Here is a 13,379-nt window from a genome sequence, read left to right as displayed (position 1 = left end):
GAGGTTTAGTGCGAAGGTGTCGTTTCCTTCCGGTTAACCGTGGTCTGTGTCCCCACAGACCACTCCTTCCTTCCTTGGCGACCAATTATCACGAAGCCTGAAGGGCTTTAACCTTGAATTCCCACGGGTTGCAACCCGTGGGAATTGGTATGTCGTGATTGTTTCTTTTTGGCTAAAGAAAAAGATTGAATCCCGAAGGGTTTTCGCCAAAGCAGATAGTTGACATTAATCGCAATTTTCTTTCTTTGTCCCTTTTTCCTTGATCAAAAAGGAACCAAAAAATCAAGGCTTACATTTCTTCCTTAGTAACGTTTTTTCTTTATTGACATTTCTCCAATGGTCAAAACAGCAAATTTCTCTATATCAAATGCTTATGAGGTTTTAATCCTTCAACAGGAATGTAAGGATCGAGAATCCTGAAAGGTTTTCAATTTTCATTTACCTAAAGAAGAATCCGTAGAGATATGGAAAACTCTAGAGGCTATTATTGGCTAAAGAAAAAAATCCAATAACGAGTAGATTTTTATTGACATAAAAAAGGAAATACTTAACATTATTCAAGTTATCAAAAGTGGTTCAAAAAGGAAGAAATTTGATTTATGGATCAAACGTGATTAATTTGTGCCTTCAATATAAAAAGTCAAAATGCGTACAATAAGCCCCAATAATTTCCATAAAAAAATAGTGCTTCTCCTCGGATTGGTTTTTATTCTACATTTGAATACTGGAATGGCCCAAGTTCAGCCAACTTTGGGAGGATCTTCCAGATTAATGAATACGGCCTTATCCGAAATGGAAAAAGGTGAATACGATAAGGCCAATGGATTATTTAGGCAAATCATCGATTCCAATCTGCCTATCCCTTCCGAGATGCCCTATTATTTTGCCGAGACCCTTTTTGAACTCCAGCAGTTTGACAACAGTGCGAATTTTTTGAACAAATACCTCGAAATCAATGGTTTTAAGGGGGATAATTACGAGGCCGCAAAGAGACTTGAACAAAGACTTGAAAACCCGCTCAACGAGATCAAGGTTTGCCAACTCTGCGACCGGAGAGGCTATAGATACCAGCAGTGCTTCACCTGCGAAGGAACCAAGCAGATCGAACAAGAATGCAATTATTGCAAAGCAAAGGGCGTGATCGGCTGCAGCAGATGCGTGGGATCCGGCATGGTAACCAAAAGAAATGTCTTCAACATCGTCGAATATTTTGAATGCGACAGGTGCTCTGGCAAAGGCAGGCTGGAATGCCCCACCTGCAATGGCAGCAAAAAGGAAGTGAGTGCCTGTAGAACCTGCCAAGGATCGGGAAGGCTTCAATCGGATCACCTTTGTGACCACGAACCGGAAAAGGAAATCCAGCACCTTTCACAACTCTTTCACAAATTAAAATCACATGGAAACCCATAAAAAAAGTCCCTCAAAAGGGACTTTTTTTATTTCATGAGCCTGAGAAAGGAGATTTTTTTATTGGCAATACTTTTCAATGACTTCCTTGGCAGCTTCAAAATTCATTTTTAGCGCCAAATTGAGGTCTTCACAACCTGATTTTTTGCTTTTGGTGGCGATCTTCAACAAACCTCTGTAATAGAAAGCCTGTCCAAAATCCTTGTCCATCTTAATGGCAGCAGAGTATTCCCTGAGGGCTTCATCTGTGTTTCCCAACTGATGCAAAGCCCTTCCCTTTAAGAAATAAGCCATTGCTGGAGCTCCCGGTATTTCCACAGCATAGTCTGCATAAAGCAATGCCGCACTGTGGTTCTTCTGCTTTTGGTACACATTGGACAAGCTCATCAATACCTGAATATTTTTTGAATCTGATTCAAGTGCTTTCAGGAAATCTTTCTCCGCATTGGCAAAATCCCCAAGTTCCTCATAAGATCTTCCTCTATTGTAGAGCACTTTGACGTTTTTGGGATCATTGGTAAGGAATTTATCATAAGCCCCTATGGCTTTTTCATAATTTCCATCCGCGAAGTAACCATCGCCCTCTTTAGCGCCTCCCCCGGTACATGCCGAGAAGGAAACAACCAAAAGCATTGAAAAGGCAGCAATCCAATTTTTAAAATCCATTTTTCTTTTGTTCTATTGAAACTTAAACCGCGACATTGTTTTCCCTTAAGGCATTGTTCAGGGAAGTTTTCAGGTCGGTGGAGGCTTTTCTTTGACCGATGATCAAAGCACAGGGTACTTGAAATTCACCTGCAGGGAAGACTTTGGTGATGGATCCGGGAATGACTACAGAACGCTCCGGGACATACCCTTTGTATTCCACTGGTTCAGAACCGGTCACATCGATGATTTTGGAACTTGCGGTCAGCGTAACGCCTGCCCCGATGACAGCCTCTTTGCCTATTCTCACCCCTTCCACGATGATGGCTCTGGAGCCAATAAAAGCGCCGTCTTCAATGATTACAGGAGCAGCCTGAACAGGTTCCAACACCCCTCCTATGCCCACACCACCACTTAAATGCACGTTTTTGCCTATCTGTGCACATGAGCCCACCGTCGCCCAGGTATCAACCATCGTGCCACTGTCCACATAGGCTCCTATATTGACATAAGAAGGCATCAAGATCACCCCATTGGCCAAGTAGGCACCATATCTCGCCACGGCATGGGGAACCACCCTTACGCCTTTCTTTTCATAATTGGTCTTGAGGGCCATCTTGTCATGGAATTCAAATGGACCCACCTGAATGGTCTGCATTTTCTGGATCGGGAAGTACATGATCACGGCTTTTTTGATCCAATCGTTCACCAGCCATTCGCCGGATGCTGTTGGTTCGGCAACCCTAAGGACACCCATATCCAAATCGCTGATGACGGTTTTGATGGCAATCACCACTTCTTTTTGCTTCAATAACTCCCTGTCGTCCCAGGCACTTTCGATGATCGTTTTTAAATCCATTTTTTTTCTTAGTTTCGCTTTGTTCAAAAATCCCTTGATGGAGAAGATTAAGATTGCCATCGCTTCCGTCCTCAAACCCCTTAAAGATCCCAGAGCGTATTGCCGTATGGGACTTTCATTGCGTGAAACAAATAAATACCGCATTAACATCATAGGATTTTCAACAAAAAAAGAAATAGATGAAGAAAACTTAAAATTCATCCCACTTTTTTGTCATTTCAGAACCCACTGGAAAAGGGCTTTGGTAGGTGCTAAATTCATGGGGATCCTGCTGCGGGATACACCCCAAATACTGATCCTTTCCACCTACGAATTGATGGTGCCGGCCATCCTGCTGAAACCCTTTCTGAGGTACAAAATCATCTACGATCTGCAGGAAAACTATGCCCTCAATCTTGCCCACAACAAGAGCCAAAAGGGCATCAAAAAACATGTCTCCATCGGATTGGTGAAAGCCATCGAAACGGTGTCAAGTCCCTTTGTCGACCATTACTTTTTTGCCGAGAAATGCTATACTGAAGAGCTGAAAAACATCCGGGATTTCACCGTGTTGGAGAACCGATTCCATGGCCGAATCGTCCCGAAATTGGGCTATAAAATTGAATCGGGCAAGGGCTTGACCTTCTTGATTTCGGGAACATTGACGGAAGTTTATGGGACATTGGAAGGCATTCTTTGGTTCCAAAAAATCCAGGAAGGCTTCCCAAATTCCAAACTAAGAATTGTTGGACATGCTCCTTTGCCTTCATATTTAAAAAAAATCAAACAGAAAACAGCAGGAAATCCAGCGATTGAAAGTCGGATTTCGGAATCCCCACTCCCCTATTCTACCATTTTGGAAAGCTACAAAGGGACTGATTTCTCAGTGATGCCCTATCATTTGCTGCCCAGTATTTCCCCAAAAATCCCAAGCAAATTGTATGAAAGTCTGGCCTTGGGTGTTCCGGTATTGCTGCCTCCGAACGCGATTTGGGCGGACATTTACCAACCCCTCCGGGCAGGTCTGTCCATCGATTTTTTGGATCTCGAGCATGCGGGCGCTCGGTTTTCATCGCTGTTGGAGCAGGATTTTTTTACTTCTCCCGTACCGGAAAGCGTCTTGTGGAAAAGCCAGGAACCTGAGTTTTTGGATCGCATCCTGAAACTTTCCGAAGAGCAAAACCCAATTGGGGAGTCATCCAATCCAGTTTAAATCCGCTTCATTTTTCACCCCTAAAATCCCAATGATTTTTTTCCTTTCATTTATCTTCCGGCTGCTTTATTTCTGATAAGGCAAGCAGGTGATCTGATTGCTTGAACTCAGTTTTGGGAGATATATAAAGAGCCGGCAAGCAGAAAAAGAGGAACACCCAAGCCCACCATTCTCCAAAGACTTCCGGCTGAGCAACATTTTTTGCGCAACAGAAAATAAAAAGCAGGACCCCATTTCGGGATCCCAGAAGCGCCATTCTCTTTCAACAACCCATTTTTGAACACAAGCAACTTATCCACGTCAAGTGAAAAAGTTATCCACTCAGGGCCTTAAATGGAAACCCCCATTTTCACAGCGGAAACCTTTTAACCTTTACTTGAAGCGCTATTTTTAAGACACAAATACAAACACAAAATACTTTATAACAGGTATTTAACAGGTTTATTACTATTGGCTAAATATATTTTTAGACAACCCTAAAACCATTCCCACATCCCAAACCGAGTTATCCACAGGCGATTTAGTCTATATAAAACTATTTTTTAGTATCGTCTAAATCTCTATATTTGCGTATCGAACCCTATTCCGTATGACAAACCTCACCTACGCAGAAGAGAATTATTTAAAGGCCATCTACCAACTTTCCGAGGAAGGAAAGAAGGGCGTTTCCACCAACGACATCGCTGCGGAAATGAAAACCAAGCCCGCCTCCGTCAGTGACATGCTGCGGAAACTCGGTGAAAAAGAAGTGATCGAATACCGGAAATATTACGGCGTTCACATCACCGAAGAAGGTAAAAAATTTGCTTTAAGGACGATCCGAAAGCACCATCTTTGGGAAGTGTTTTTGGTGGACAAATTGAAGTTTTCCTGGGACGAGGTCAATGCCGTTGCCGATGAATTGCAGCACATCAAATCCAAAATCCTGATCCAAAGACTGGACGAATATCTGGGGTTTCCCAAGTTCGATCCCCATGGTGATCCCATCCCGGATGAGTACGGAGATGTCCGCGCCCGCCCCCGACTTCCCCTCAACGAACTCTCCATTCTTGACACCGGACAGATCGTCGCGGTCAAGGACAACAGCTCGGCATTCCTCAAATACCTGGACAAGGTCGGCGCCTATATCGGGGCACGGATCAAGGTCCTGGAAAAAGTGGAATTCGATGGCTCCATCGAAATCATGGTGGACAACAAAAAGACATTGTTCATGTCAAAAGAAGTCGCTGCAAATATTTTGATCATGCAGTAAGATTTTGAAAAAATGACGGCTACCCGAACTTCGATTTGGAGAATGCCGTTCCTTTATGGAAATTCGTAATTCAAGAAATCCGATGAAAAAAATATCCTTCCTTTTTATACCTCTCCTGTTGGGCGCACTTACCCTTCAGGCACAAGACAAAATCAACTGGCTGACCTTCGAGGAAGCCGCGGCCAAAACCGCTGAAAATCCCAGGATGATCTTGGTGGATGTCTACACCGATTGGTGCGGCTGGTGCAAAAAAATGGACAAGGAAACCTTCACCAATCCTGCCGTGATTGCCTACATCAACAAGAGCTTTTATCCTGTAAAACTCAATGCAGAAAACAGCAGCCGAAAATTCAATTTCAAAGGCCGGGAATACACCGAAGAAACCATGGCCCGCGCCTTTCGGGTAAACTCCTTTCCCAACTTTATCCTCATGGATCCGGTGATGGAAAACATCACCCAAATGCCCGGCTACAGACTGCCGGATGATTTCCTTACAGGCCTGGATAATCTGGTCCAAAAGTTCAGCAAGTAAACATGAGTTTTTCCCTTCACGAGCATTCAGACACCATCGTCGCCTTGGCCACTCCGCAGGGGGTTGGCGCCATCGCGGTCATCCGACTTTCAGGAAAAGAAGCCCTTCGGCTAACGAACAAAGTTTTCAAAGGCAAGGACCTTGAAAAGCAGGATTCCCACACCATCCATTTCGGAACCATTCGGGACGGCGACAAGATCATCGACGAAGTATTGGTCTCCCTCTTTGTTGCCCCCAAATCCTTCACCAAGGAAAATGTTGTGGAAATCTCCACGCATGGTTCGTCCTATATCGTAAATCAGGTGATCAAATTATTGATCAGGAATGGCGCCAGGCCAGCCAAACCCGGTGAGTTCACGCAGAGGGCATTCCTGAACGGACAGTTCGACCTTGCCCAAGCAGAGGCCGTCGCAGACCTGATCCACTCCGATTCCGAGACCTCCCATCAGGCAGCGATGCATCAGATGCGTGGCGGGTTCAGTGGGGAAATCCAAAAGCTGCGTGCTGAGCTGATCCATTTTGCCAGCATGATCGAATTGGAACTGGATTTTGGTGAAGAGGATGTGGAGTTTGCCAGCAGAGATGACTTGCGCATTTTGGTGGAGAAATTGCTTCGGGCGGTGGAACTGCTGATCGGAAGTTTCGACTTGGGCAACGTGATCAAAAACGGGGTACCCACGGTGATCGCGGGAAAACCCAATGCCGGAAAATCCACCTTGCTCAATGCCTTGCTCAACGAGGAAAAAGCCATCGTCTCGGAAATTGCCGGCACCACCCGTGATTTCATCGAGGATGAAATCAACATTGGTGGCGTGATTTTCAGGTTTATCGACACGGCCGGATTGCGGGAAACGACGGACATCATCGAGTCCATCGGGGTGAGCCGCACGCATGAAAAAATGAAGACTGCCTCTTTGATCTTGTACCTCTTTGACCTGACCGATACGGATCTGTCAGAGATCGAAACAGACATTGCCAAGTTGGAGGATCTCGGTGTCCCTTTTGTTAAAGTTGCCAATAAGATGGATAAGGGCAATCCCAATTTAATCAGCACTTTAAAGACAAATTATCCCGACACTATTTTTATTTCTGCAGGGCAAAAAGAGAATCTGGAAGCCCTAAAAGACCGTGTGCTCGAACTGGTGAATCTGGACAAATTCAGAACCGGAAACACGATCGTAACCAATATCCGTCATTACGATTCCTTGATGAAAACCAGGGATTCCCTGCTTGACATCCTCCAAGGTTTGGAGATCCAGATTACCAATGATTTCCTGGCGATGGACATCCGGAGATCACTCCACTTCCTGGGAGAAATCACCGGCGAGATCACCACGGATGATCTGTTGGAGAATATTTTCAGGAAGTTTTGCATCGGGAAGTAACCAACCGGACTTTAGGATTTAAATTCCGGTGAATGGAGGTTTGAACTAAGTTTTTCTTGGAAAAACCTACAAGATTATTTTTATCCTTTCACTCAATTGTATGGTGTATAGTTCTTTAAATTCCTGTGTAAGAAAGCTGTTTTGAATCATCTGCAGCCAAGATTTTTGCGATTTGATCATTTTATTGAAGATGTTTTCCTGTTGCTTTTCATCCAGACCAGCCGAGGTAAAGGCTATCGTAAAATCACTTTTTCGGATCCTGTTTTTTTTCCCGTTCAGCGAGAGGGCAAGCTCCTCCTCGTCCGCCGGGTTGACAATGGCCGTATTGAGCAGATCATAGGCCGGGCTGAGTACAGGTCCTAGACCAGGTTGGTAAATCAGGGAGAAATTCTTGAGATGCATATCCGCATTGCCGGTGAGGAAACAGAACAGGACTTGTTCATAAAAATTGACCAGATCCAATCCGGGTGCTTTGGAATACTTAAGGATGGCTTTTGCTATTTGTTCGTAAGATCCTCTGTACTTGTCCTCCGTCAACCGTTGTGTCAGTTGACACATGTCTTCCATGTGTATCTTTCCTTTATTCGTCCGGTCAATCCTTTTGGTGATGTAGGCAAGCTTGCCCGATTGCATCCGGATCAGGGCATGGGGTACAACCTTAATCTTCGCTATTTCGGCCAGGTGCATGGTCAGGTCTTCTACTTCTGGAAGCTGTGGATAGATGGTGGATGCAGGTTTTAGAATATAGCCACCCCATAAACCTACAATCGTAAAACGCTTTGGGCCATCTTTATCTGAGGAAATATGAAGAGACAACTTGGGTTGAACCCCGGTCAAAGCCGTGTGGTTTTCAATTACAGTTCTTGCCAAAGGCTCCAACTCCTGCTCACTGTAAGGAAGCTCAGGAGCTATAACCGTTCCAAAAATCTTTCTGCTGCATCTGGGATGAAAATCAATTTCAGATTCTACCAAAGTCTGGTAACAGTACAGACATTTATTCACCATCAGGGTTTTCATTTTGGTGGATGACACTGACCGCTCCAATGGTATCTTTACAGCAAAACAGCAAAAGGCCCATACGGTCACGAGAATCCAGTTTCCAATTTTTCTCTGCGATATCAAGCAGCCATCCTTCCGGTATCAAACCGTCGAAAAACGGGAACATTGTAAGTGAGTGGTAAGGCGCAGATTGTAAGGGCAGCGTTAGGCTAACTGGCGCTACCCCTTCCCTATGGAGATATTCCTGTATATAGGTAAACTGGTATCCCGTATCGTCCTGTACCAGATTCCCCGCCAAAAACTCATGCATATAGACATCCGCAATTCTACTACTTATCATGGTTTTGCTCAGATTTGGGTACTGGTCCAAGTTCATATCCAAACATCGACAATACCTGGTTCACTTTATCCATTTTCAGTGTTTCCTTACCCTGCTCCAGATCTCTGAGAAACCGAAGGCCCACCCCTGCTTTACTCGCCAATTCAGGCTGGGTAAGCTTCACTGCATTTCTTTTTTCCTTGACAAATTTTGCCAATCCCATATCCTATACCCCTTCGGGTGTTAATTAAGGTAAAGATACAAATATATACCTGATGGGGTATATTTCACAGAAATATAAGCTTAAATATACCTTTACGGGTATAAATTTTGGTGATATATTTAAAGTATACCCTAAAAGGTATAAATATTTTCTTGAACGTTGGAAAGAATGTTTGAAAGTGAGTTCAGAGAAGGACTGGATCCAAAAAAAGTTACTCAAAGTATGAGCAGAAAAGGGAACTGTTGGGACAGTGCGGTGGCGGAAAACTTCTTCAAAATCCTGAAATCAGAAACAGGATAGAGGAAGTACAAATCGGTAAAGGAAGCAAAACAGGAGCTGTTTGAATTTATTAAAATATGGTACAACAGAATCCGGAGACACTCTTCCCTAGGATATCTTTCACTGGAACAATTTAGAAAAATCAACAAAAAAATGCTGCATAAGGAAATCAAAAAGGTCTGACCTCGAAATTGTCAGGGTGATTTTATTTCAAGTCGCACTAACAATTTGAGGAGCCCACGGCAGGCGACGGGAATCAATAAATCAATGGGCTAAATATATTTGTCCATTTTATTGTTGCAAATCCACATCACTTGAAAAACCCTTTTGGATTTTAAATGGATAAGCTACATGCCAATGGATTCACATTATCACCCATAGTTGAGTTTTCCATGGCCAAATTCTTAAAGTGATTGTTCAGTCTATTTCCTTTCAAATCCATAATTTTTTCTAAAATATTCAAAACAGGACTAATTAAGATTCCGCCAATTAAAAGTTTCTAAATGGTTTGTTTAGGTGAATAATTATAAGAAAATAATGCAGATTATAACCACATTAATCCTTAAGTTATTAAACCCAATGAGCCAAAAGCATAGCTTAACACATATCTGTTTGTGCTCCATCAAGTGTTGCAGACTTTTCAATTATTTTCTTGTCTTTTGAATAATCTTATTTAAGACGATTTTTTTACCCTCTTACCACCAACGATCCGAATAAAAGTCCATTTTTATGGCGTTTAATCTTTGGAATAGACTTTATTCTTGTTCTATTTCAACGCATTCACATCATACATCTTTCCTTATATAAATATCTATCGCTCAACGCTTATAGGCCGAACAGATGCTCTTTAGGCAAAGTTAAATCCTGCCAGCAATGCTGCTGTGGTGGAATTGTCAACATCTATTCCAGCAACCCAACCTCCAATATCGACAGATTCCGGTGATTGGCCGACAAGCTTCAGAAATGTTAGTTTTAATGCTTGGATATCTGTTGAAACACGATAGTCATATCCACCCGGAGGTGCGGGAGCGACTTGGGTATCGGGGTGCATAAATTCTCTGGTACCTTCCGCTGTGGGAGAGTTGAATACTCCTCCAACCATAAGCGCTGCTGTGCCAAAATCTATAAGTTTGGGTGCTCCCGTACTGTCAATCATAATATTATCAGGCTTTATATCTCGATGTAGATAATTGTTCGCATGCATATGGACGACTGCATTTAGAGTACCCCTAATAAGATTGATTACCGATGCCCTCGGGATTTTTCCAGCTTTTATTATTCCCGAAACATCCCCTTCCATTTTTTCCTGAACCATGTAGGCTTTGAGTTTTCCGTCTTTCCCCGGTCTTATTCCTGCGGCTTCTGTTGCAACTATATTTGGGTGGTCAAGGACGCCTCCTTGTCTGGTCAGTGTGGCCTCTCTCCTTATTCCTCTTAATTCTCCGGTCAAACCTGGCGCCATTTCTGAAGCTAAGTCAGCAGGAAGGGCATATGGGTCATCAATTGCGCCAACCCTTGCAGGGCTTGCGGCCACATTTTTTTCTGTTCGCAGGCGTATTTTCTTGACAAATTTGGTTTGGTCGCCAACCTTTCCAAATTTTCCGTATCCAAATCCACCCTTACCCAGCCCTTGTTCTTTTTTAGTTTCAGGATTAATCCTGTTATGCAATTCTAAGTTTGTTCCTCCTTCAAAACCGAGAACGGTCGCTTTCTTGGCAGAGCTAAATAGCCCTCCCTTTCCTACAGGGCCGCCTGCTTCTTCCGTTCTGGTGGGCATCATAAAATGAACCTGTAAATTGTTTATTGCCAGCTCTATCGGAGGGATTTCGGCGGCAGTGACATGCATCATAAGAGGTGCCAATGCCATACTGCCATCTGGATTTTGGGATCTAAGTAAGTTTTGCTTGGTTTGCTTCTCTTCTTGCAAACGTTCCAGTAATTCACTGGCTTCTTTGATTCTTTGAAGGACTGCCCAATCACCTGTTGCAATCAGGGCGTTGGATTCTGCAATTAAAGCAGCAGCGTTCCTTCCTCCCGCAGGAGGCGCAACATAGGCTGCGATGATTGCTGGCCAATGCAGATCGATGACCGTAGGGGGAACGCCAACTCCTCCTGGCCCTCTTGCCGTAATGACATTTGCCCAATTGACTATCGTTGGATCATAGACTTGCGCAAGGGCTATCGCAGCGGCTTCCGTCCTTTGTACTGTGGCCATTTGCTTTATTGGAATCCTGTCAAGGGAATTATTGTTGATATCTGCCTTGGTTTTTTGATTCGAATCCAATGCCTGCTTTCCCATGATATCAGCCTCTTTTTCCAAACCTGCATCATCATTGATATTCACCTTACCCTTCATTTGCAGGGTGGGCTTTACCCTACCCTGCTTTTGCTGTACCACATGCCAGGCCTCATGGGGCAGGTGCTTTTCTTGACCTGGCCCCAAATGAATAGCTGTTCCTTTTGCATAAGCATGTGCTTGCAGCTGAGCAGGTTTGGCAGAATTTCGATGTACCTTTACATCATCCAATGACATCCCTGAAAGGTTTTCCAACCCTGTTTTTAAATGATCAGGCAAACCTGTTTTGTTCTGTTTCTTTTGGATAGATTCAAATTTACCCTGTAAAAGCCCTTCTTCTTCTAATCCTTGTTTTTGGATGGGTTGGGCAACATGATTGTCCGCCACAGCCCGGAATTGAGCAGCTTGTTTTGTACGTTGACTATGGTTAGGCATGTCCTGAAAGGCTTTCAACTGCATTGCTCTCGGACTATTCTTGGCCATCTCTTGCAGCTTTCTTTGTGCAACAGCCTCAAGTCTGTTGTCCACAAATTGAAAAGGAGATTCACTACTGCTCTGCATCTGTCGTTTAGCAACAGGAGCCGACTGGCACTTATTTTTCTGTGGTTTATCAGCGTGCGTATTCATTTTTTTTCCAAGGTGATGATCTACTCCCTACAATACAAAGTGGTTTAAACGCAATTCAGGTAAAAAATAACTATTTTATTCGATAATCCAAAATTGCATATCAAACAAAGTTGGATGGAACCTCCCGGATTATGGGTATTCATTTGCCCTAGTTTTGGACGAAGATGACTGTAAATGCCTTGGGAATTTTCTTTTTTTGTTGTGTTTGATCTGTTTTTTCATGTTTGGTGATTGTTTATGGGCATACCTTTTCCCGACAGGTGACTGCCTTGGTTTGTTTCATACAAAATCTCAAAGAACACCCAAATTAATCCATTTCAGGGGATTCCCTCATCCCGATGTGGTTATTCAAAAACCATTAATCCATTTTTTTCATCAAGAAAATGGAGAGGCGTTTAATCTTTTAATTTGATGAGGATGAGGAAATCCAAAACAGCAACCTTATCAAGAAAATTACTCGTCCTGAATTCCCTGATAAACGTAACCGAGTCGATTCTGATACCAAAAAATAAGCATGTGGATCCCTTTTTAGACCAGGATAAGGCAGGAAAAAGGTACCCTCAAAATCTTGAAAGAAACCCTTCCCCAATTCTTGGACTCAGAAAATTCCATTTATCCCTTCGAGGTTTTACCTGCGCATTTGAATTTGGGCTTGGGGAGAAACGTGGACCAGTAGGTGGAATGGCTTGATTTATGAGGGGAGATTCGTTTAATGATTAATCCATTGGGGCAAATCAAGCTAGCATTCCAATCGGAATGCAAACAGTGATACGGGATCGATTTCGGTGGCAACAAATCTAAATCTTCCTTCCTTAAACCTAAAATATTACGTAAAACACCAATAAATGAAATTGAAGTCTAATCTTCATGCTGCGTTTCGTCAGCATTGTGATTCAACTGATGCTTTATCAACACTTTGACATAATGCCTATTGCGGCGTTCCTTATTCGCATCGGCCCTCTTGTCATTGCGTTTGTCTCTAACAATCTGTTCTAAATCATTGAGGTGTTCCAGTTCTTTCACATCGTTGATTGACGTCCTTTTTGGCATTTGGATAGGATTAGATCTTTTCAGTTAGTCCTTTTTTTGGCTTGGATTCGTAACACACTTGGCCTTCCATTGGTTGAACTTCATGTGTTTTTTGGCGTCATATTGCCGATTACCCCAATACCCAAGCATACATTTTGGAAACCCTTTTAATGCCGTTCACCCTTCCAGGTGCCACCATAACGGTAATTTGATTCACCTTTTACCTTATTGCAGCAATCGGTACAGATAAAAATCCAGATTTTGCCTTTTGATACTTGCACTCTATAAAGTGTGGTCTCTTCTTTTTGACATAAGGCGCAGATTTTGGTTTTCAT

At 43.3% G+C, this 13,379-nt stretch carries 12 protein-coding genes and 1 pseudogene; 6 read left to right on the top strand and 7 right to left on the bottom strand.

What is annotated here, in order from left to right:
• The first annotated feature begins 645 nt into the window (after positions 1-645).
• Positions 646-1,410 (top strand): outer membrane protein assembly factor BamD, encoded by a 765-nt coding sequence (locus tag F824_RS0122365; RefSeq protein ID WP_019600177.1) that lies wholly within the window; start codon positions 646-648, stop codon positions 1,408-1,410.
• A 57-nt stretch (positions 1,411-1,467) separates the two neighbouring features.
• Here F824_RS0122365 and F824_RS0122360 read toward each other — a convergent pair whose 3' ends face one another.
• Positions 1,468-2,073, bottom strand: a complete 606-nt coding sequence (locus tag F824_RS0122360; RefSeq protein WP_019600176.1) for a tetratricopeptide repeat protein — start codon at positions 2,071-2,073, stop codon at positions 1,468-1,470.
• 22 nt (positions 2,074-2,095) lie between these two features.
• A complete protein-coding gene (locus tag F824_RS0122355) occupies positions 2,096-2,911 on the bottom strand; it encodes a 2,3,4,5-tetrahydropyridine-2,6-dicarboxylate N-succinyltransferase (RefSeq protein WP_019600175.1) in 816 nt (271 codons plus the stop codon).
• Between the two features lie 37 nt (positions 2,912-2,948).
• Between F824_RS0122355 and F824_RS0122350 the strand changes: the two genes are divergently transcribed.
• The 4 genes from F824_RS0122350 to mnmE all read left to right on the top strand — a co-directional run bounded on the left by F824_RS0122350 (position 2,949) and on the right by mnmE (position 7,272).
• Positions 2,949-4,103 (top strand): glycosyltransferase family protein, encoded by a 1,155-nt coding sequence (locus tag F824_RS0122350; protein WP_139189909.1) that lies wholly within the window; start codon positions 2,949-2,951, stop codon positions 4,101-4,103.
• Positions 4,104-4,692: 589 nt separating this feature from the next.
• A complete protein-coding gene (locus F824_RS0122340) occupies positions 4,693-5,355 on the top strand; it encodes a metal-dependent transcriptional regulator (protein WP_019600172.1) in 663 nt (220 codons plus the stop codon).
• A gap of 82 nt (positions 5,356-5,437) precedes the next feature.
• Complete coding sequence (locus F824_RS0122335; protein WP_026333865.1) at positions 5,438-5,887, top strand: thioredoxin family protein; 450 nt, start codon at positions 5,438-5,440, stop codon at positions 5,885-5,887.
• 2 nt (positions 5,888-5,889) lie between these two features.
• Positions 5,890-7,272, top strand: a complete 1,383-nt coding sequence (gene mnmE / locus F824_RS0122330) for a tRNA uridine-5-carboxymethylaminomethyl(34) synthesis GTPase MnmE (RefSeq protein WP_019600170.1) — start codon at positions 5,890-5,892, stop codon at positions 7,270-7,272.
• Between the two features lie 66 nt (positions 7,273-7,338).
• On the opposite strand, the gene F824_RS0122325 is transcribed toward mnmE, so the two are convergent.
• Genes F824_RS0122325 through F824_RS0122315 form a run of 3 tightly spaced genes read right to left on the bottom strand, consistent with a single transcriptional unit; the run spans position 7,339 to position 8,813 of the window.
• The gene (locus F824_RS0122325; RefSeq protein ID WP_201769084.1) at positions 7,339-8,277 is read right to left on the bottom strand and encodes a HipA domain-containing protein; all 939 of its coding nucleotides are present in this window, start codon (positions 8,275-8,277) and stop codon (positions 7,339-7,341) included.
• Positions 8,267-8,611: a HipA N-terminal domain-containing protein gene (locus F824_RS0122320; protein WP_019600168.1), complete on the bottom strand. Its 345-nt coding sequence runs from the start codon at positions 8,609-8,611 to the stop codon at positions 8,267-8,269. The genes F824_RS0122325 and F824_RS0122320 overlap by 11 nt, the downstream gene beginning before the upstream one ends.
• Positions 8,601-8,813, bottom strand: coding sequence for a helix-turn-helix transcriptional regulator (locus tag F824_RS0122315; protein ID WP_019600167.1), 213 nt, complete (start codon positions 8,811-8,813; stop codon positions 8,601-8,603). The genes F824_RS0122320 and F824_RS0122315 overlap by 11 nt, the downstream gene beginning before the upstream one ends.
• Positions 8,814-9,128: 315 nt before the next feature.
• Between F824_RS0122315 and F824_RS28215 the strand changes: the two are divergent.
• A pseudogene (locus F824_RS28215) lies at positions 9,129-9,275 on the top strand (IS3 family transposase); the annotation flags it as partial.
• A gap of 664 nt (positions 9,276-9,939) precedes the next feature.
• Here the strand turns inward: F824_RS28215 and F824_RS27770 are convergent.
• Together F824_RS27770 and F824_RS0122290 are read right to left on the bottom strand one after the other, a co-directional pair.
• A complete protein-coding gene (locus tag F824_RS27770) occupies positions 9,940-11,949 on the bottom strand; it encodes a protein kinase domain-containing protein (RefSeq protein ID WP_019600165.1) in 2,010 nt (669 codons plus the stop codon).
• Between the two features lie 924 nt (positions 11,950-12,873).
• Positions 12,874-13,065 (bottom strand): hypothetical protein, encoded by a 192-nt coding sequence (locus F824_RS0122290; protein WP_022582327.1) that lies wholly within the window; start codon positions 13,063-13,065, stop codon positions 12,874-12,876.
• Positions 13,066-13,379 lie beyond the last annotated feature (314 nt).

It is taken from the genome of Rhodonellum psychrophilum GCM71 = DSM 17998, from assembly GCF_000381545.1.
In the GTDB taxonomy this organism is placed as follows: Bacteria; Bacteroidota; Bacteroidia; order Cytophagales; family Cyclobacteriaceae; genus Rhodonellum; species Rhodonellum psychrophilum.
Note: the sequence above shows the minus strand (reverse complement) of the source record. Positions and strands in the feature narration are given on the sequence as shown.

Coding starts and splice junctions, on each gene's coding strand:
- F824_RS0122365 (WP_019600177.1), top strand. CDS start 646: ATGCGTACAATAAGCCCCAATAATTTCCATAAAAAAATAGTGCTTCTC.
- F824_RS0122360 (WP_019600176.1), bottom strand. CDS start 2,073: ATGGATTTTAAAAATTGGATTGCTGCCTTTTCAATGCTTTTGGTTGTT.
- F824_RS0122355 (WP_019600175.1), bottom strand. CDS start 2,911: ATGGATTTAAAAACGATCATCGAAAGTGCCTGGGACGACAGGGAGTTA.
- F824_RS0122350 (WP_139189909.1), top strand. CDS start 2,949: ATGGAGAAGATTAAGATTGCCATCGCTTCCGTCCTCAAACCCCTTAAA.
- F824_RS0122340 (WP_019600172.1), top strand. CDS start 4,693: ATGACAAACCTCACCTACGCAGAAGAGAATTATTTAAAGGCCATCTAC.
- F824_RS0122335 (WP_026333865.1), top strand. CDS start 5,438: ATGAAAAAAATATCCTTCCTTTTTATACCTCTCCTGTTGGGCGCACTT.
- mnmE (WP_019600170.1), top strand. CDS start 5,890: ATGAGTTTTTCCCTTCACGAGCATTCAGACACCATCGTCGCCTTGGCC.
- F824_RS0122325 (WP_201769084.1), bottom strand. CDS start 8,277: ATGGTGAATAAATGTCTGTACTGTTACCAGACTTTGGTAGAATCTGAA.
- F824_RS0122320 (WP_019600168.1), bottom strand. CDS start 8,611: ATGATAAGTAGTAGAATTGCGGATGTCTATATGCATGAGTTTTTGGCG.
- F824_RS0122315 (WP_019600167.1), bottom strand. CDS start 8,813: ATGGGATTGGCAAAATTTGTCAAGGAAAAAAGAAATGCAGTGAAGCTT.
- F824_RS27770 (WP_019600165.1), bottom strand. CDS start 11,949: ATGCAGAGCAGTAGTGAATCTCCTTTTCAATTTGTGGACAACAGACTT.
- F824_RS0122290 (WP_022582327.1), bottom strand. CDS start 13,065: ATGCCAAAAAGGACGTCAATCAACGATGTGAAAGAACTGGAACACCTC.